This is a genomic window from Sulfuriferula sp. GW1, assembly GCF_047300855.1.
Lineage (GTDB): Bacteria > Pseudomonadota > Gammaproteobacteria > Burkholderiales > Sulfuriferulaceae > Sulfuriferula.
Window position 1 is genome coordinate 2,550,497 of sequence record NZ_CP170197.1, and the last position, 16,623, is coordinate 2,567,119.

At 59.0% G+C, this 16,623-nt stretch carries 20 protein-coding genes; 5 read left to right on the forward strand and 15 right to left on the reverse strand.

From position 1 onward, the window contains the following. Window positions 1-28: 28 nt before the first annotated feature. The 4 genes from metE to lepB all read left to right on the forward strand — a co-directional run bounded on the left by metE (window position 29) and on the right by lepB (window position 4,327). Window positions 29-2,344 (forward strand): 5-methyltetrahydropteroyltriglutamate--homocysteine S-methyltransferase, encoded by a 2,316-nt coding sequence (gene metE / locus ACFDAU_RS12580; RefSeq protein ID WP_413439546.1) that lies wholly within the window; start codon window positions 29-31, stop codon window positions 2,342-2,344. 356 nt (window positions 2,345-2,700) lie between these two features. Next, window positions 2,701-3,186 (forward strand): RNA polymerase sigma factor, encoded by a 486-nt coding sequence (locus tag ACFDAU_RS12585; RefSeq protein ID WP_413437243.1) that lies wholly within the window; start codon window positions 2,701-2,703, stop codon window positions 3,184-3,186. A 4-nt stretch (window positions 3,187-3,190) separates the two neighbouring features. After that, window positions 3,191-3,403: a hypothetical protein gene (locus tag ACFDAU_RS12590; protein ID WP_413437244.1), complete on the forward strand. Its 213-nt coding sequence runs from the start codon at window positions 3,191-3,193 to the stop codon at window positions 3,401-3,403. A gap of 15 nt (window positions 3,404-3,418) precedes the next feature. Further along, window positions 3,419-4,327, forward strand: a complete 909-nt coding sequence (gene lepB / locus ACFDAU_RS12595) for a signal peptidase I (RefSeq protein WP_413437245.1) — start codon at window positions 3,419-3,421, stop codon at window positions 4,325-4,327. Between the two features lie 66 nt (window positions 4,328-4,393). Here lepB and ACFDAU_RS12600 read toward each other — a convergent pair whose 3' ends face one another. Together ACFDAU_RS12600 and ACFDAU_RS12605 are read right to left on the reverse strand one after the other, a co-directional pair. Then, on the reverse strand, window positions 4,394-4,669 hold the full coding sequence (locus ACFDAU_RS12600) for a hypothetical protein (RefSeq protein WP_413437246.1): 276 nt from the start codon (window positions 4,667-4,669) through the stop codon (window positions 4,394-4,396). 300 nt (window positions 4,670-4,969) lie between these two features. Further along, window positions 4,970-5,485, reverse strand: coding sequence for a hypothetical protein (locus ACFDAU_RS12605; RefSeq protein WP_413437247.1), 516 nt, complete (start codon window positions 5,483-5,485; stop codon window positions 4,970-4,972). A gap of 427 nt (window positions 5,486-5,912) precedes the next feature. Between ACFDAU_RS12605 and ACFDAU_RS12610 the strand changes: the two genes are divergently transcribed. Continuing rightward, entirely contained in the window at window positions 5,913-8,018 is a 2,106-nt protein-coding gene (locus tag ACFDAU_RS12610) for a catalase (protein ID WP_413437248.1), read from the forward strand. A gap of 74 nt (window positions 8,019-8,092) precedes the next feature. Here ACFDAU_RS12610 and ACFDAU_RS12615 read toward each other — a convergent pair whose 3' ends face one another. The 13 genes from ACFDAU_RS12615 to ACFDAU_RS12675 all read right to left on the reverse strand — a co-directional run bounded on the left by ACFDAU_RS12615 (window position 8,093) and on the right by ACFDAU_RS12675 (window position 16,605). Then, window positions 8,093-8,704: a cation diffusion facilitator family transporter gene (locus tag ACFDAU_RS12615; protein ID WP_413437249.1), complete on the reverse strand. Its 612-nt coding sequence runs from the start codon at window positions 8,702-8,704 to the stop codon at window positions 8,093-8,095. A gap of 6 nt (window positions 8,705-8,710) precedes the next feature. Further along, the gene (locus ACFDAU_RS12620) at window positions 8,711-9,166 is read right to left on the reverse strand and encodes a ferritin-like domain-containing protein (protein WP_124704742.1); all 456 of its coding nucleotides are present in this window, start codon (window positions 9,164-9,166) and stop codon (window positions 8,711-8,713) included. Between the two features lie 107 nt (window positions 9,167-9,273). Next, window positions 9,274-10,551: a hypothetical protein gene (locus ACFDAU_RS12625; RefSeq protein WP_413437250.1), complete on the reverse strand. Its 1,278-nt coding sequence runs from the start codon at window positions 10,549-10,551 to the stop codon at window positions 9,274-9,276. Continuing rightward, window positions 10,481-11,131: a hypothetical protein gene (locus ACFDAU_RS12630; RefSeq protein ID WP_413437251.1), complete on the reverse strand. Its 651-nt coding sequence runs from the start codon at window positions 11,129-11,131 to the stop codon at window positions 10,481-10,483. Before ACFDAU_RS12630 ends, ACFDAU_RS12625 begins: the two co-directional genes overlap by 71 nt. Continuing rightward, entirely contained in the window at window positions 11,103-12,092 is a 990-nt protein-coding gene (locus tag ACFDAU_RS12635; RefSeq protein ID WP_413437252.1) for an FAD:protein FMN transferase, read from the reverse strand. The genes ACFDAU_RS12630 and ACFDAU_RS12635 overlap by 29 nt, the downstream gene beginning before the upstream one ends. Next, a complete protein-coding gene (locus ACFDAU_RS12640; RefSeq protein WP_413437253.1) occupies window positions 12,089-12,634 on the reverse strand; it encodes an FMN-binding protein in 546 nt (181 codons plus the stop codon). Before ACFDAU_RS12640 ends, ACFDAU_RS12635 begins: the two co-directional genes overlap by 4 nt. 9 nt (window positions 12,635-12,643) lie before the next feature. Then, entirely contained in the window at window positions 12,644-13,543 is a 900-nt protein-coding gene (locus ACFDAU_RS12645) for a DUF6662 family protein (protein ID WP_413437254.1), read from the reverse strand. A 99-nt stretch (window positions 13,544-13,642) separates the two neighbouring features. Continuing rightward, window positions 13,643-14,107 (reverse strand): bacterioferritin, encoded by a 465-nt coding sequence (gene bfr / locus ACFDAU_RS12650; RefSeq protein ID WP_413437255.1) that lies wholly within the window; start codon window positions 14,105-14,107, stop codon window positions 13,643-13,645. A 23-nt stretch (window positions 14,108-14,130) separates the two neighbouring features. Further along, window positions 14,131-14,355, reverse strand: coding sequence for a bacterioferritin-associated ferredoxin (locus ACFDAU_RS12655; protein ID WP_124704747.1), 225 nt, complete (start codon window positions 14,353-14,355; stop codon window positions 14,131-14,133). 17 nt (window positions 14,356-14,372) lie between these two features. Continuing rightward, entirely contained in the window at window positions 14,373-14,570 is a 198-nt protein-coding gene (gene hemP, locus ACFDAU_RS12660) for a hemin uptake protein HemP (protein ID WP_413437256.1), read from the reverse strand. Window positions 14,571-14,656: 86 nt separating this feature from the next. Next, window positions 14,657-15,199: a 1,6-anhydro-N-acetylmuramyl-L-alanine amidase AmpD gene (ampD, locus tag ACFDAU_RS12665; protein WP_413437257.1), complete on the reverse strand. Its 543-nt coding sequence runs from the start codon at window positions 15,197-15,199 to the stop codon at window positions 14,657-14,659. Beyond that, window positions 15,199-15,537 (reverse strand): thioredoxin family protein, encoded by a 339-nt coding sequence (locus tag ACFDAU_RS12670; RefSeq protein ID WP_413437258.1) that lies wholly within the window; start codon window positions 15,535-15,537, stop codon window positions 15,199-15,201. The genes ampD and ACFDAU_RS12670 overlap by 1 nt, the downstream gene beginning before the upstream one ends. Continuing rightward, window positions 15,538-16,605 (reverse strand): hypothetical protein, encoded by a 1,068-nt coding sequence (locus ACFDAU_RS12675; protein ID WP_413437259.1) that lies wholly within the window; start codon window positions 16,603-16,605, stop codon window positions 15,538-15,540. It abuts the gene before it with no gap. Window positions 16,606-16,623: the final 18 nt, after the last annotated feature.

Genomic DNA, 16,623 nt, shown 5'->3' on the forward strand with positions numbered 1-16,623 from the left:
TGACACTTTCAAATCCGGACCGACCATCATGACCACCATCCATACCCTGGGCTTTCCTCGCATCGGCAAAAAACGCGAACTGAAATTCGCTTTGGAGAAATTCTGGCGCGGCGAGATCGATGCCGACACGCTGGAAGCCACCGGCCGCGAACTGCGCGCGCGCCACTGGCAGCTGCAAGCCGATGCCGGGCTGGACTTCGTTGCCGTGGGGGATTTCGCCTACTACGACCAGATGCTCAACCACATTCAAATGCTGGGCTGCGAACCGGCGCGCTTCGGCTTTGGCGGGCAGGAAACCGAGCTGGCGCGTTATTTCACCCAGGCGCGCGGCGTGGCGAGCGAAGCCAAATCCTGCTGCGGCGGCCATGCCGGAACCGGTGATCAGGGCACCTGGGCACTGGAAATGACCAAGTGGTTCGATACCAATTACCACTATCTGGTACCGGAATTCACTGCGGATACGGTTTTCAGGCTGGCGTCGGAACGTCTGTTCAATGAGGTCGCGGAAGCCCAGTCGCTGGGACACAAAGTCAAGGTTACGCTGGTTGGTCCGCTGACTTTCCTGTTCCTCGGCAAGGAAAAATCTGCCGGCTTCGAGCGCCTGGCGTTGCTCGACAGATTGCTGCCAGTCTACGGTGAAATCCTGGTGCGCCTGAAAAACATGGGTGTGGAATGGGTGCAGCTGGATGAACCCATCCTGTGCCTGGATTTGCCGCAAGCGTGGAAAACCGCGTTCGAACCCGCCTACAACCGTCTCAACGCCGCCGGGGTAAAAATCCTGCTTGCCACCTATTTCGGCGCGCTGGGCGACAACGCCGTGCTGGCCTGCACGCTGCCGGTGGCCGGCCTGCATATCGATGCGGTGCGTGCGCCACACCAGCTGACCACCGTGCTTGACCGCCTGCCGCACTACAAGGTGCTGTCGCTGGGGGCGATAGACGGGCGCAATATCTGGCGTGCCGATCTGGACAAAGTCCTGGCGTTTATCCAGACCGCCCACGCCAAACTGGGCGAGCGCCTGTGGCTGGCGCCATCATGCTCCTTGCAGCACGTGCCGGTGGATCTGGCGGGCGAAGACCAGCTCGATGCCGAATTGCGCAGCTGGCTGGCGTTTGCGGTGCAGAAACTGGATGAACTGGCGGCGCTGAAAAGCGCGCTGGAGCTGGGTATCGACCCGACTGCGGCGGCGTTTGTTGCGTCCCGCGCTGCCGCCGCCACGCGCCGTGCCAGCCCGCGCGTGCACAACCCGGCGGTGGCGGCACGCCTGGCTGCATTGCCGCAGGATGCCGACCAGCGCGCCACGCCGTTCAAGGCGCGTCAGGCCAGACAGCGCGCACGCTTTAACCTGCCCGCCTTCCCCACCACCACCATCGGTTCTTTTCCGCAAACCAAGGAAATCCGCGCCGCCCGCGCCGCCTTCAAGCGCGGCGAGCTGTCCGCAACGGAATACACCGCGGCGATGCAGCGCGAAATCAAGCTGGCGGTGGACAAGCAGGTCAGCCTCGGGCTGGACGTGCTGGTGCACGGCGAGGCCGAACGCAATGACATGGTGGAATATTTCGGCGAGCAGCTGGCCGGGTTTGCCTTCACCCGCAACGGCTGGGTGCAGAGCTACGGTTCACGCTGCGTGAAGCCGCCGCTGATTTACGGCGATGTGTCGCGCCCCACGCCGATGACGGTGGAGTGGACCGCCTACGCGCAGAGTCTGACCAGCCTGCCGATGAAAGGCATGCTCACCGGCCCGGTCACCATCCTGCAATGGTCGTTCGTGCGCGACGACCAGCCGCGCAGCGACACCGCGCTGCAAATCGCGCTGGCGATCCGCGATGAAGTGGTCGATCTGGAAACCGCCGGGATTGGCATTATCCAGATCGACGAACCGGCCATCCGCGAAGGCCTGCCGCTGCGCCGCGGCGACTGGCCGGCGTATCTGGACTGGGCCGGGCGCGCATTCCGCATCTCCGCCGCGGGCGTGCATGACGAGACGCAGATCCACACCCACATGTGCTATTCCGAATTCAACGACATCCTGCCCGCCATCGCCGCACTGGATGCTGACGTCATCACCATCGAGACCTCGCGCTCGGACATGGAACTGCTGCGCGGCTTCGGCGATTTCAAATACCCCAACGAAATCGGCCCCGGCGTGTACGACATCCACAGCCCACGCGTGCCGTCCACAGAGGAAATGACACGCCTGCTGAAAAAAGCCGCCGAGGTGGTGCCCCCTGAAAATCTTTGGGTCAACCCGGATTGCGGCCTGAAAACCCGCGCCTGGCCGGAGACCGAAGCCGCGCTGGCCAACATGGTACAAGCCGCGCGGCAAATGCGCGCAGCTCGATAAAAACCAGGGAAACACGACCCTGAGGCAAATTGTTGCCTACGCACTGCAAACTGCACATAACGCTGTAGTGCAGACTGCGCCATTTGAAAATTACGCCGGCAAACCATGCAAGCTTTGCACAGGTGCCGGTGTTCCAGACCCACGCCTGCCCGATAAGCAATCCTGGACCCGTCGACGGCATTTTTGACCATCCCGGCGCGCACGGTATCCAGCACAACATAGCCCATTATTTCCAGCATACTTTGTAACCTTTCCCCATTTCGCCGGTATAAGGCTTAGGTAACATGGGACTTAACGTGGATATCACAGCGCTAATAAAAAGAATCACGGATGGGGACAGGCAGGCATTTGGACAGGTGGTCGACTGCTACCAGGGTTCACTGTTTGGTTTCCTGGGGCGGATGGGTCTGTGCCAATCCCATGCCGAAGAAATCGCGCAGGAGACTTTTATACGCGCATGGAAGCACCTCGGTGACTACGATCCACGCCTTGCGGCGTTTTCCACATGGTTGTTCACCATCGCACGCAATTTGGCTTTAAACGAACTCGCGCGCGCAGCCAAATTACACGAAGAAACAATGGGTGATGACTTGCCTGATGCGGCCTGTCAAAACCCGCAACCATTTGAGGCGCTGGCGCATGCCCAGCAGAAGCAGCGTTTGCAGGCATCTTTACTGAAACTGCCGATGGCCGATCGAAGCGCCTTGGCATTGGCTTACATCGAGAATCTGGATCTGGCGGCCATCGGGCACATTGAAGGTTGTTCCGTCGGTGCAATCAAGACCAGATTGCACCGCGCCAAGCAGAAATTGAGAGCATTGTTGGGGGTAAATGATGGCTAATGATTTGGAAAAACTCCTGGAGTCCGGCCCGTTGAAAGCACCGGAAAATTTCGCGCAACAGGTCATGCAGCGTATCGACGAACTGCCGCTTCCAATCCACCCGCCACCGTCACTGGAATGGCTGCAATGGCTGGCGCTCGTTGGTGGCGCGGTGCTTGGTGTGACACAACTCGCCGGATTTGTTTTTGGCATCTGGGTAGCAGTGACTGCCGGATAAACTGGAGATCAAACGATGCAAAATATAACTCGACCTCGCAAACCCATTTTTGCACTCATGATGTCGCTTGTTCTGCCGGGCTTTGGGCAGCTTTATAACGGTGAACCGAACAAGGCAATCTGGCTATTTCTCGGTTTTGCCCTGTTAAGCATTCCGGGCGTGGCGCTTGTCGCACTCTATCTGCCCAATGGCTGGATGATGCCCGCACTGATATTCAGCATTTTATTAACCCTGGCAATTTGGCTGTACGGGATGATTGACGCCTGGCGCCATGCTCGCCGCCAACAGGATTATGTCGTGCAAGCCTGGCAAACCAGCGGTGTGTACACCTTGGTTTTCATTCTCTGCAACGTACTTGCCATGCCATTGTTGATGGGCTACGTACGTGCGCATCAGGTCGAATCATTCCGCATACCCAGCGCCAGCATGGTCCCAAGCGTGCTGCAGGGCGATTTCATCTTCGCCGATAAACGCTACAATTGCCCGGGCTGCAAGCAACGGGTCAGACGTGGCGACATTGCGATTTTCACCTATCCCAATAACCGTACGCTTTATTACATCAAACGCATCATCGGCCTGCCCGGCGACCGTGTACAGGTCAGTGGCGACGAGGTTTGGGTAAACGGCCAATCACTGACAGTGCGAACAACAGACACGCCTAGCGGCGTTCAGGTGACAGAGCACGATGGCGGCAGACAATGGCAGGTGATTTGGGCGCCAGTACAACAACGCCCATCCGAGACGGACATGACAGTGCCCGCAGGGCAGGTTTTCATGCTGGGCGATAACCGCGACGCCACCAAGGATTCACGCTATTTTGGCACCGTCCCTTTACAGGATGTGGTCGGCAAGGCACGACAGGTATGGTTCTCATCCAATGCCGACGGCGTGCGCTGGGGTCGCCTGGGTGAGGTGCTCAAATGAATTAGAGAAATATTGGAATCGAGCCTCCGCCGGGGCGTCCCCCTTGCGCGCCCATCCGGCGTTTTGCTAGGCTTGCTCCCGGCGGCGCGCTTCTTCCAGAAAGGCATTCTGTCCCGCCAGCAGCAGGTCGTGGATATCGGTGACGTTTACCGGCCGATCACCCTTCAGTCCACCGACCACCAGCCGCACCCATCCGTCGGGTTCGTGAACCGCCGATCTGTCGTCCCTCGTGCTGATTTCATATTTCCGGTTGAACTCCTCCTGCTTAATGAACTGCAGCTCGAGTCCCCCGGTATGCGTCGCGGTCTTTCGGCTCCAATCAATTATCCATTCGCTGCCCATGAAGCTCTCCATTTTGCCGTTCGTTGTTTTTCATGCTTCCAGTGGGGAAGGCTCTGTTTGCGACCATATCATCAGCCTGGCTTGAGTGAAGCGACAGAGCCCGCATGGCTGCCAAAAGCCCCCCATTTTATATTAGGATGCCGCTGTTCATCATTTTAATGAACGCATACCGTCGTGGGTGGAATGCACGCCCAGTAACCCTCTATCGCATACAAAAGCGCCCCATTGTGCGAGCACTGCGCTGAGGATAAGGCCCGCTCATTACTCTCGCTGCGGTCGCTACGCAAAAACCGGCGAAAATCAGTGCACCGATTCCTTGATGGCCGTGACAATCCGCTCCTCGATCTTCTTGCCCGCTTCCCTGACTTTCTTGTTCCTGTCCCTGGCCACAAGGTAGGTGGGGCGGGTGGTCAGGATCGTGATCTGGTCGGGCTTGGCCTTCATATTGTAGACCACCACCTTGAACGGGCAGAGGATGGCCAGGTCCATGTTGAGGTTGTACACCTCCTGATTGAACACTATCGAACAGAAGTGCACCACGGTCACGTTCTGGAAGCCGATGGTGTTCCACTTGTCCTCACCAAGCACCTTCTTGTTGTTTTCCAGCCCCTTGGACATGTTCTCCTCGCCGGTGATCTGGAACTGCCTGGCCTCCAGGCCCGTCTTGAGGCTGGCAAGCACGGTGTTGAAATCGCCTTTCACCTGATACTTCCACAGCGCGGGGTTGTCCGCTGCGTAAGCCGCAGTTCCGGCGCCAAGCATCAACGCCAGAGCCAGACCAACGAGGAATTGAAACACTGGGTGGGTGGCTTTCATGGCTTCTCCCTGGATACGAGTTGAAAATGACGATTTCTTCCACCAGTGCAGCATGGAGAAAGGATATTCCGATCCGAAATGATGCTATTCCAGTTTCACCATAGCCCATGGGCCACATTCCGCAAGGCGCCGGTTTGACGCAGTGCGGCTTTTTCTTTCAGGGGTTCGGGCCGTTTCGCCAGATACTCAAGTCCTGAGGATGTCCTTGCATCAATTTACCAAAGTGGCTTCCTGTCGGTGTCAGGGTTCGCCGTTCACAAATCCGCTAGCGTGCGTCTCCGTACAGACCTGATTGTTCGGCGCGCTTAAGGTGCAGTAATACTTGGCGCACCTTGCCGCAGCCATGTAGCACTATCCAACAACCCGGCGCCACACACGTGAAGAGGCAATAGGCGCGAGACCGTCGTCACTTATCAGGAGATCGATCATGAGCAAAGAAAAGACCATGCGCAATTCAGGGAAGGCGAAGCTTTCGGCCTCGAATGGCAATACAAAAACAGGAGCCGGAGGCGAACTGCACCAGATTGCCGGGGGAAAGCACGCCGCACTCACTACCAACCAGGGCGTCGCCCTTGCCGATAATCAGAACTCTCTCAAAGCCCATCCGCGCGGCCCCACGCTGCTGGAGGATTTCATCCTGCGCGAAAAAATCACCCATTTCGATCACGAGCGCATTCCCGAGCGCATCGTGCACGCGCGTGCGACCGGGGTGCACGGGTACTTCGAGCTGACTACTTCCTTGAAACGATATACCACCGCCAAAATACTTACCGAGACAGGAGTGAAAACCCCCGTGTTTACGCGCATATCCACTGTTGCAGGCGGCGCTGGCTCGGTCGACACGCCGCGTGATGTACGCGGGTTTGCCGTCAAGTTTTATACCAAGGAAGGCAACTGGGACCTGGTCGGCAACAACATTCCGGTTTTCTTCATCCAGGATGCCATCAAATTTCCAGATCTGGTTCATGCGGTAAAAATGGAACCTGACCGCGGTTTCCCGCAATCGGCAACTGCTCACGACACGTTCTGGGATTACATGTCGCTGACGCCGGAAGCCATGCATATGGTGATGTGGATCATGTCCGATCGCACAATCCCGCGCTCGCTACGCATGATCGAAGGCTTTGGCGTACATAGTTTCCGGCTGATCAATGAGGCAGGCAAATCCACTTTCGTCAAATTCCACTGGCGCCCCAAGCTCGGTTTGCAGTCCACGATCTGGGATGAAACGGTGAAGATTTCCGGTGCGGATCAGGATTACCAGCGGCGCGACATGTTCGAAGCCATCGAGGCCGGAAATTTCCCGGAATGGGAATTCGCGGTGCAGCTGTTCACGCAGGAGCAAGCGGATAAATTCCCGTTCGATCATCTGGACGCAACCAAACTGATCCCCGAAGAACTGGTGCCCCTGCAGGTGATCGGGCGCATGGTGCTGGATCGCTGGCCGAACAATTTTTTTGCCGAAACCGAACAGGTAGCCTACTGTCCCGCCAATATCGTGCCCGGCATCGACTTTTCCAATGATCCGCTGCTGCAGGGCCGTTTATTCTCCTATCTCGACACGCAGCTTTCGCGCCTGGGTTCGCCCAATTTCCACCAGATCCCGGTCAACGCGCCGCAGTGCCCGTTTGCGAACCAGCAACGCGACGGACACATGCAGATGGCGCAACCGGCAGGCCGTGTTGCGTATGAACCCAACTCCTTGTCCGAAACCTCGCCACGCGAAACGCCGGCCAGGGGCTTTCATAGCGCGGCAGTCAATGAAAGCGGCGAGAAAGGCCGCATTCGCCCCGAGAGTTTCGCTGACCACTACAGCCAGGCGCGCCAGTTCTACCTGAGCCAGACCGCTTACGAGCAGGCGCATATCGCTTCAGCATTTGTGTTCGAGCTGTCCAAAGTCGATCATTTGCACGTGCGTGAAGCCATGGTCGGTCACCTCCTGCATATTGACAAAGACCTCGCCCAGCGCGTCGCCAACGGTCTTGGGTTTTCCAAATTGCCCGATGCCCCGGCAGCCGCTGCACCCGTGCAGGAAATGCCTCCTTCCCCGGCTTTGCAGATCATCGGCAAAATGAAGGACACCTTGATGGGGCGGGCAATTGCCATCCTGATTGCGGACGGTTCGGATGGCGCCACCATTAAAAAAGTGCAAAAGGCCGTGATCGACGCCGGCGCCACTGTGAAGATTGTTGCGCCCAGGGTGGGGGGCGCAAAGCTGGCCGATGGCTCGGTGCTGGCGGCGAACGGGCAATTGGCAGGTTCACCCTCTATATTGTTTGACGCGGTAGCGGTCATTCTCTCCGCGGATGGAGCCAAAGCGCTCGCGAAGGAAAGCGCCGCAATCGATTTCGTGCGCGATGCATTCGGTCATCTCAAAGCCATCGCCGTGGATGCCGGGGGGCGTGCGCTTTTGAAAACAGCGAATGTGGGAAATGATGCGGGAGTCGTCGATATCGCCGACCAAAAGGCATTTATTGCAGCAGCAAAAACGCGCCAGTGGGCCCGGGAAAAATCAGTGCGAACCTTGGCATAGACGCCTTTTACGAACAGGCATTGAGCGACTGCCCCGGCTCGCTGGTATTCCATTGGCACGGTAAAGCCTGCGATTCAGGGTGCCAGAACTTCGTGGCGGGCCTGCCTCACTACCCGCCATGCCGAGTGCAGGAACAGAGCGGCGATACCGAAGCCGACTACCCAGTCCGGCCATGGCTGGTGGATCGTGGCGATCAATCCGGCAGCAACGAGTACTGAGACATTCGCAATAATATCGTTGCGCGAGCACAGCCACACCGAGCGCATGTTGATATCCTCGTCGCGGTGGCGGGTAAGCAGACGCAGGCACACCAGGTTGGCAGCCAGCGCCAGCAAACCCACCGCGCCCATGGTGGCAGCCTCGGGTGGAACAGCATTGAACATCCGGTATGCCACCTGCCCCAGCACGAACAAGCCGAAACCCGCCATCACCAGGCCCTTGACCAGTGCAGCGCCCGCCTTCCAGCGCAGTCCGCGCGTCACCGCATACAGGCTCAGTGCATACACCAGCGCGTCACCCAGCATGTCCAGCGAATCCGCCATCAGTGCGACGGATCCGGCCGCCAGTCCGGCGCCGAACTCGACCCCGAACATGACGCTGTTGATCAGCAGTACCCACTTCAGCGTGCGCGACTGGCGCGCCTGGAGCTGGCCGACCGCACAGGCGCTGTCTTCGCAGCATCCCATGACAAATTAACCGTCAAATTCGGCAATATCGCCGGGCTTGCGCAGCATCTTGTTGACTTCTCCGGCATGCAGCTCCTCCGCAGCGATGAGTTCGCGCGCGTATTCCTCCAGCAATACCGATTTTCCCTGAGCCAGTTCGAGCAACTCGTAGTAAGTGGCCAGCGCGGCCTGCTCATGTTCCAGCGATTCGCGCAGGATGGCGCCGATGTCGTGCTGGTGGGTCTCCAGCAGCGGGCCGATACCCAGCGAGGGATGGCCGCCGAAATGGGTGATCAGCTCGCCCGCGCGGCGCGCGTGCAGCAGGCCTTCATCGCCCTGTTCGGTGAGCCAGCTCACAATCGGGATGCGGTTATAGCCGTAGATCATCAGCGCGTAATGGGTGTAGCGCACCACGCCGGCGAGTTCCAGTTCCATGATGCGGTTCAACAGTGTAATGGCTTGCTGCTTGTCCTGTGTTTGCATGATTTTCTCCTTGGTGAAACGCCGGTCACCCGGCGGGACGGGAAGCCCTGATTGGCCATGCCTGCACACAAAAATGGGCGCGGACTTCCCGGACTTACACCATTACTCTAGAACATATAACCCACACCAAGGTTGAAGCGGTCTTTCTTGTTGTCGGTTTTGTAGTTCTGCCAGTCGGCTTTCAGCACGACTTCACGGCTCAGGTTGAAGTTGGCGCCGGCTGTCACGACGGTCTCGTCATTCAGCGGATTGGCCGTATAGCCCGCATCCACGCTGTCCTGGGTATTGTAGCGCTCGTAGCGCACAAACGGACTCAAGCGCATGTCGCCTTTTTTCCATACATGGTAGGCCGCCTGGCCGTACCAGCCATAGAAAGACTTGGGCGCGGCATTGCCGGAGCCGGGCGCAATCCCTGCGGCATTATTGATGGCCAGGGTATCCCCCAGCGTGCCGCGCGCATACAGCGCCTGCAGTTCGAGGTCGCCCACGCTGTATTTGCCGTGGATATCCCACAGGGTCATGCGCGCATCCTTGCCTGCCAGGAAGGAGCTGGACGTATCGCCTACGCCGTTCTGGGCGGTATTGCCGCTGAACAGGCCGGTACCGATACTCCAGCCGGGTTGGCGGTAATTGAGGCCCGCATACAGCGCGAGATCGTTGGCGGCAGCCTTGAAGCCCTCCGAGCGCATGCCGCGCACGGCGCTGCTCGCGCCGGTGTATTTGCTGGCATCCAGGCTGGTGGCGATACCCGCATTGTATTCCAGCGCATTATCCAGAACGCGGCCCTGCAAACCAACCCCCAGCTCGCGCCAGGTGGAAGGAATAATGCGCGATTCGACTTCGTTACGCTCGACTCCATAGAAAGTGGGAGGTTCGTGAGTTTCGTTCAGAAAGCCCAGCGGCATCAGCATCAGGCCGGCGCGCAGGTTGGTGGAAGGGGTCAACCCGTACTCGAGATAGGCCTGTTCCATGGCCAGTTCGCCCTGCCCGGATTCCACCAGCGCGTGTTCGACTTCCAACTCGGAATACAGGCGCAGCCTGTCATTGAAACGGTGGCCGAAAAACAGCACGAAACGCCGCAGGTCGGCCTGATCCTTGACCGATCCGTCGCGATAATTGTTATACACGGCTTCGCCATAGCCACCGATGCTGGTGTCATCTGCGCGCGCCGGCGCGGCACTGGCAACGGCGACCTTGACGGCGTTGTCGACCTGCTTTTCACGCGCCGCCTTTTCTTCGGCCAGCTGCTGCTTGAGCGCCGTCATTTCCTGCTGCAGCTGATCGAGTTTTTGTTCCAGGGTGGTGGTGGACGACTCAGCGTGGACGTTGAACGAGAGCGTGATCAGCGTCGCCAGAAGCGCCGGTTTCAACTTGAAGTGGTGCATGATGTTTCCTTTCGGCAGAGCAAGCGGTGTTCGGCTGGCTGGCGACGCTGAAAGGCGTGGGGCTGGCTGGCGGGTTGAGATGGGTATCCAGAGCAGATACGGGTTTAAAAACAGTTTTCGAGCGGGCGCGGCCACGCCGGATGTGCAACACCAGCATCAACGGCAACGCCAGCCCCACCACCCAGTGCAGCAGGGGCAGCCAGGCGGCGTTGGCATCGGTGGCGAAGTAATACAACGCGTAGCCGGTCAGTGACAGCCACAGCAATACGCTGTGCATCAAAAAACCGGTGCTGCGGTTTTTGTGCAAATGCCAGGCGCGGCGGGTGTGGATAGGCAGCACCGAGCCAACAGCAACGAGCATGGCGAACCCCATCAGCCCATGCAGACGCAGCCACCAGATTTCCAGTGGGTGTGGCGTTGCACCGAATTCACCCGGCACGCGCAGAAAATAATGAAACCCCAGCCACAGCGCGCCGGACAACCACAACAGCGCGAACACGCCATACAACACGCGCTTGTGCGGCTTGGCAAAGCGGATCGGCAACGGCAAGTTATACATGGCGTGCCTGTTCGCTGTCATTGGCGATACCCCAGCGTGCGCGCCAGCCGGGCTGGCCGGTTGCGGCGCTATCGAAGATGCGGCAGCCGCCGCTCACCGGGTCGTGTTCCAGCATCAGTGCCCGTGCATTGAAGCGTGCCAGCACAGACCCCGCTTGGGCGGGGTCGGCGTGCACGACCTTGGTCAGCGCATCGGCGCTCATGCAGTCTTGCGCCAATACGGTGACGCTGCGCTCCACGCCGCACGCTTCGCGTGTGTGCGGATGAATCAGCGGCGTGATCATGCGCCCGCGATGGCGGCGCTGGGTGTAGTAACCGGCCGAGGTGGCGGCGGCACCTGCACGCAATTCGACCAGCGGCACAATGCTGGTGGGTGCGCTCGGGTGGCGCACATGCAGGGTCTGCGCGATAGCGCCGAACAGGCGCAAATCGCCACCGGCGTTGACCCGACCTGCGCTCATGCCCGAATCCATCAGCGCCTTGATGGCCAGATCCACCGCATAACCCTTGGCAATGCCGGATAAATCAATGCGCAGGCGCCGCAGCAGGCGCACCCGGTTGTCCGGCAGCAACGCCACATGGCGCCAGTTGCCCTGGCCGGAAATGCGCGGAAAATCGGCGTGACGCGGCAGAAATCCCAGTTGCGTCAGCGTCGGTGCAATGCTGATGTCGAACAGGCCGTTACTGGCCTCGGCCATTTCCCGGGCCGCCGCCAGCACCCGCCAGGTGTGTTCATACACCGGCACCGGGCGCTCGAATGCGCAGCGATTGATGCGCGATACGTCGGAATCCGCGGCATGGTAACTCATCAGCGCATGCACCATTTCCACCGTCTGGAAAGCACGCTCGATCCCGGCCTGCACCCGCTCAGCGTTCGCGCCTGTTGCAGCGATTTCCACCAGCGTGCCGAGCAGCGGCCGCGCGCGCAGGTGTTCGACGCCGGGTTGCGGTTGCAGCAGGGCTGCATCGAGCGGCGCATTCACTTCAATGCCGCCTCGTAGGTCGCCAGCAGCCGCTTGACCCCGTCGGTCAGATGTTTGCACGACAGCGTGGCGCCGCTGATGTTCTTGATGTCCTCATCCAGCTTCAGCGTATCGCCGGCCTTCTTGCCGGTGAACTGGGCACGCCATTTCGGATTTTTCACCTCGCCGCCGTGGGTTTCGCGGTAATCGAGGATTTCCACACCCTTCACCGCGCCATCCAGACCGACGGCCACTGCGTAGGTAATGAATTCGTGCTTGCCGTAGACTTCATCCAGCATGAACCAGCCTATCGCCTTGCCGCCCTGTTTGGCATGCCAGGCAGCGACTTCCGCCGTGCGCACGCGCACACCCGAAGCGGATTCGATCGCACTGCGCTGGGCAGCGCTGAGTGTGACGGGCCTGGCCTCAAACTGATCGGCGCCGGGAAACAATACCTTCTGGGCCTGCTCCACGCTCAGGTACTGCACCGCGAATGCGGGTGCAGACGCCGCAGCGGGCAGAATCAACGCCGGTATCATCAGCCAGCGGTCTAAATTGCTCATGCTCATTCCTTAAAAATTGAAACCAAGCTTGATGCGGACTTCCTGTTTGGTCTTTTCTATCAGGTGCAGATTGGTGTCGTTCTGCTCCGCAAATTTCTCCCCGCCGCCGCGCAACTGGGGCAGCCAGCTCAAGGTAAACCACCAGTTTTTGTCGCCGTAGTGAATATTCGGCCCGGCCTGTACCGACCAGCGCTCCTGTCCCACTTCGGTTTCAAATTCGGTGTCATAAAGCGCCTCAGCACCGATGAACCACTTGGGCGCGATGCGATACGAGACGCCGGTTCCCGCCAGGACGCCGATTTCCATTTCCGGCCCGGTGGGCCAGTCGAAGCCGGCCGGCAGTCCATCGATCGGCTTGCGCTTGGCATAGGTGGCTTCCAGGCCCAGATTGCCCACCCAGACGAGCTGATCGTCAAGGAAGTTCTTTTGCGCCAGCAGCCAGGTCTCGACCGTGTATTTGTCTTTTTTCTGCCCGGAATGCGGGTCCAGCGTGCTGTAAGCGCCGGACACATAAGCCGCCAGGCCGAAATCATCCTTGGCCGGGCTCAGAAAATTATATTTGGCCGACACTTCCATACCCGACAGCCTGAGCCCCGAGTTTTCATCCCTGGGGATGTAACCGTCGATCAGCAAGCCCTGGGTATTGACTGACTGCCCGAGCAGATAAACCGCGCCGGTGAACCGGTCGGTTATGCCGTGCTCCAGCTCGGTCTTGCTGTCATAAGCGGTATAGCTGCCGGCGCCCTTGTCCCAGCGCCGCGTCACCGTCTGCACCAGCTCCGTAGCGCCCTTGGGCAATGTCTCCGCGCCCCTGACATAGCCGAACAGGCTTTCATCGGCAAGCGCCGCTCCGGAAAATAAGTACAGCGCAGCCGCGCCACCCAACCCTGTGGTCATTAAATTTTTCATGGTAGATCCCCTGGCAAGACAATTAAAAATCTGGCTGGCTTGCCCGGGATCGGGCTGGCTGGCGAAACTGCGCTGGCGACCATCGCCAGCGTCAATAACTTACATCTGGCTTTGCAGCCAGTTCTGGATGCCGACTTTTTGCATCACATCGAGCTGGGTTTCCAGCCAGTCGATGTGCTCTTCGGTGTCTTCCAGAATGTGCTCGAACAATTCCCGCGACACGTAATCCTGCTGGCTTTCGCAGGCGGCAACCGCCGCCACCAGTGTTTCGCGCGAACCCTGTTCCAGCTTGAGATCGCAGGCAATGCATTCTTCGGTCTTCTCACCGATCATGAGCTTGCCGAGTTCCTGCAGGTTGGGCAGGCCTTCCAGAAACAGAATGCGCTCGATCAGCATGTCGGCGTGCTTCATTTCCTCGATGGATTCTTCGTACTCGTGCTTGCCGAGGCTGCTGAAGCCCCAGTTCTTGTACATGCGCGCATGCAGGAAATACTGGTTGATGGCGGTCAGCTCGTGCTGCAACTGGCGGTTCAACCACTGGATGATGTCTGCATTACCTTTCATGTTTGCCTCCTTAGGGCTCGTCCTTATGCTGCTGCCTCGTACAGACGGCCGGGTTCAAGTGGAATGGATTGCATCATGCTCTGTTTCGACAAGGCTTCTTCCAGCACGGCTTTGGCGTGGCAGGCGCATTTACCGCATTGTGCGCTCACGCCCAGCCCTTCTTTCAGATCGCGCATCCGGCAGGCGCCCTGGCATACGGCCTCGCGGATTGCACTGTCGGTCACAGCCTTGCATATACAGATATACATGGTGAATGCCCTTTTGCCTATTTGGTTAGAATCAGTTTGCCGTTGCGGGTACGGCGCAGGCGGTAATGCTCACCCTGATGGGCGATAAGCACTTCATCGTTCTGCGTGAACAGGGATTCGCTGCGGATCGGCAGCGTCCGGTCGAGTACCAGGTAACGCCTCTGGCTATCGGAGGCGGCGCCCTCGCGTACTGAAACAGTGTTGTGCAGGTCCATGATCTTGCTCGCAACAAAAGTTAATAAGAATGATTCGCAATATTACACACCTTTTCCAAGTGTGCAAGCATTTTTGAGAACGATTCTTATTTGTGGAGCAGGATACGGTCCAGACGCGGCCATTCGAAACAGGCACCCGGATCGGTCTTGCGTCCGGGCGCGATGTCGGAATGCCCTGCAATTTCGATGTCGGGATAGGTGGTTTTCAAGAGTGCGATCAGCGCAGCAAGTTGTATGTACTGGACGTCGCTGAAAGGGGTGTGGTCATCCCCTTCCAGTTCCACACCCAAAGAAAAGTCATTGCATTTCTCCCAGCCGCGCCAGCTCGATACGCCTGCATGCCAGGCTCGTTTCACACAGGGCACAAACTGGATTATTTCGCCATCGCGACGGATGAAAAAATGCGCCGATACGCGCAAAGAATGAATGCTTGCGTAGTAAGGATGGGCTGTGGGATCGAGGCGATTGGTGAAGAGCGCCACCACGCCTGCGCCGCCGAATTCCCCCGGCGGCAGCGAAATGTTGTGCACCACAAGCAGCCGGATATCGTCCGGATTGGCGCGCCAGTCGCAGTTGGGTGAGGCGATGAAACGCACGCCGGAAACCACGCCGTTTTGCTGTAGCTTCATCAGGGCTCCTCGTGTGCCGGTTCATTCAGCGCACGGGCTATCGCTGCACTGAATCTTTCCGGCGTCGGCTCGGCATGCAGCGGCGCATGAAAGTGCCCATCCACAAACAGGAACAGGCTGGGCAGGTGGAATACCTCATACTCCCGCGCCAGTGCGGTGCTTGTCTGGATATCCACTTTGTATAGATGCGCCACGCGTCCCGTAGCCAGCTGCGGCAGCAACTTTTCCAGGCGCCGGCAGCTGCCGCAATCCGGCCCGCTGAACATCACCAGGCTCACCCCCTTACTATGGGCGATGCGCGGATGGAAATCGAATTCGGTGAGCTCGACCAGGTTCATTTATTCAATCAGCGCGACAACCCGTTCCAATGCGCCTGGCTGGATTTGCAGCCAGGCCTTGGCCTGCGCCGCAAGCTGCTGACTATAGGCCGGATCATCAATCAATCTGCGGGCGTGCGCAAAAATCTGCTCGTTATCGTCACCCGCCAGCACTGCCCCCGCCTCCAGCGCCGCGGCCAGCAGCGGCTGATCACGATGAGCCGGTCCGACAATCACCGGCTTGCCATGCAGCATGGGCGAGGCGATATCGGGTGCATTGCGGGCGTGGCGATGCAGCGTGGCACCGGCCACCACGAAATCCACACACGCATATAGCGCCTCCAGCGGATGCGGGTCTTCAACGTAGTAAACACGCGTCTTGATCGGGATGAAGGAGGTCGACAGGCGCGCGTGCCGAATGGTTTGCAGGCGGTATTTGATGGACTCGCGGTATACCGGCTCGCAACGAGCCGGATCGCGCGGCGCCAGGATCATCAGGCCCATTTTGTGACGTATCAGGCGACTGAAAATTGCATACGCGAGGTCTTCCTCATCTTCGCCCGTACCCGCGAAATAACCTGCCCAGCGACCGCCCTCACGCTGTTCCTTGAGGCGCTCGCACAGTTCCCCTTCCATGACAATTTGCGGCAATTGTTCGACTCCGGCAAGCGGATCGCCGGTAACCACAGCATCGGGTACCGGCATGCCGCTCTGGACTACCGTCACTGCCCGACAACGCGCGTGTGTCGCCTGCTCATCGCGTGCGTTAATCCACCAGGCCGGGCACCCTGCGGCTTGCACCAGCCCAGCATGACTGCCGTCAAGCCCGAGAACGATCAGCCGCTGCGGACGAATTTTTTCCAGTCTGGAATATGCTTGATCTGCTGCGCCGGGGAGCGCCAGATAAGGCAATTCACCTGCGTAACTGCCCGCATCAATCAGTGCCAGCGCCACGTTGCCAAACCGGGCTTGTAAAGCGTTGAGGAATTGATCTGCGCGCGCCAGCGTGGCGGCCTCTGCGACCACCAGCGTACTGCCCGCCAGACCCGCAGGCTGTTTGTTGAAACCGAGTAAATCCAGCAAACCCATCAGGCAATCCGTTCATGC

Coding starts and splice junctions, on each gene's coding strand:
- metE (WP_413439546.1), top strand. CDS start 29: ATGACCACCATCCATACCCTGGGCTTTCCTCGCATCGGCAAAAAACGC.
- lepB (WP_413437245.1), top strand. CDS start 3,419: ATGCAAAATATAACTCGACCTCGCAAACCCATTTTTGCACTCATGATG.
- ACFDAU_RS12600 (WP_413437246.1), bottom strand. CDS start 4,669: ATGGGCAGCGAATGGATAATTGATTGGAGCCGAAAGACCGCGACGCAT.
- ACFDAU_RS12605 (WP_413437247.1), bottom strand. CDS start 5,485: ATGAAAGCCACCCACCCAGTGTTTCAATTCCTCGTTGGTCTGGCTCTG.
- ACFDAU_RS12610 (WP_413437248.1), top strand. CDS start 5,913: ATGAGCAAAGAAAAGACCATGCGCAATTCAGGGAAGGCGAAGCTTTCG.
- ACFDAU_RS12615 (WP_413437249.1), bottom strand. CDS start 8,704: ATGGGATGCTGCGAAGACAGCGCCTGTGCGGTCGGCCAGCTCCAGGCG.
- ACFDAU_RS12620 (WP_124704742.1), bottom strand. CDS start 9,166: ATGCAAACACAGGACAAGCAGCAAGCCATTACACTGTTGAACCGCATC.
- ACFDAU_RS12625 (WP_413437250.1), bottom strand. CDS start 10,551: ATGCACCACTTCAAGTTGAAACCGGCGCTTCTGGCGACGCTGATCACG.
- ACFDAU_RS12630 (WP_413437251.1), bottom strand. CDS start 11,131: ATGACAGCGAACAGGCACGCCATGTATAACTTGCCGTTGCCGATCCGC.
- ACFDAU_RS12640 (WP_413437253.1), bottom strand. CDS start 12,634: ATGAGCAATTTAGACCGCTGGCTGATGATACCGGCGTTGATTCTGCCC.
- ACFDAU_RS12645 (WP_413437254.1), bottom strand. CDS start 13,543: ATGAAAAATTTAATGACCACAGGGTTGGGTGGCGCGGCTGCGCTGTAC.
- bfr (WP_413437255.1), bottom strand. CDS start 14,107: ATGAAAGGTAATGCAGACATCATCCAGTGGTTGAACCGCCAGTTGCAG.
- ACFDAU_RS12655 (WP_124704747.1), bottom strand. CDS start 14,355: ATGTATATCTGTATATGCAAGGCTGTGACCGACAGTGCAATCCGCGAG.
- hemP (WP_413437256.1), bottom strand. CDS start 14,570: ATGGACCTGCACAACACTGTTTCAGTACGCGAGGGCGCCGCCTCCGAT.
- ampD (WP_413437257.1), bottom strand. CDS start 15,199: ATGAAGCTACAGCAAAACGGCGTGGTTTCCGGCGTGCGTTTCATCGCC.
- ACFDAU_RS12670 (WP_413437258.1), bottom strand. CDS start 15,537: ATGAACCTGGTCGAGCTCACCGAATTCGATTTCCATCCGCGCATCGCC.
- ACFDAU_RS12675 (WP_413437259.1), bottom strand. CDS start 16,605: ATGGGTTTGCTGGATTTACTCGGTTTCAACAAACAGCCTGCGGGTCTG.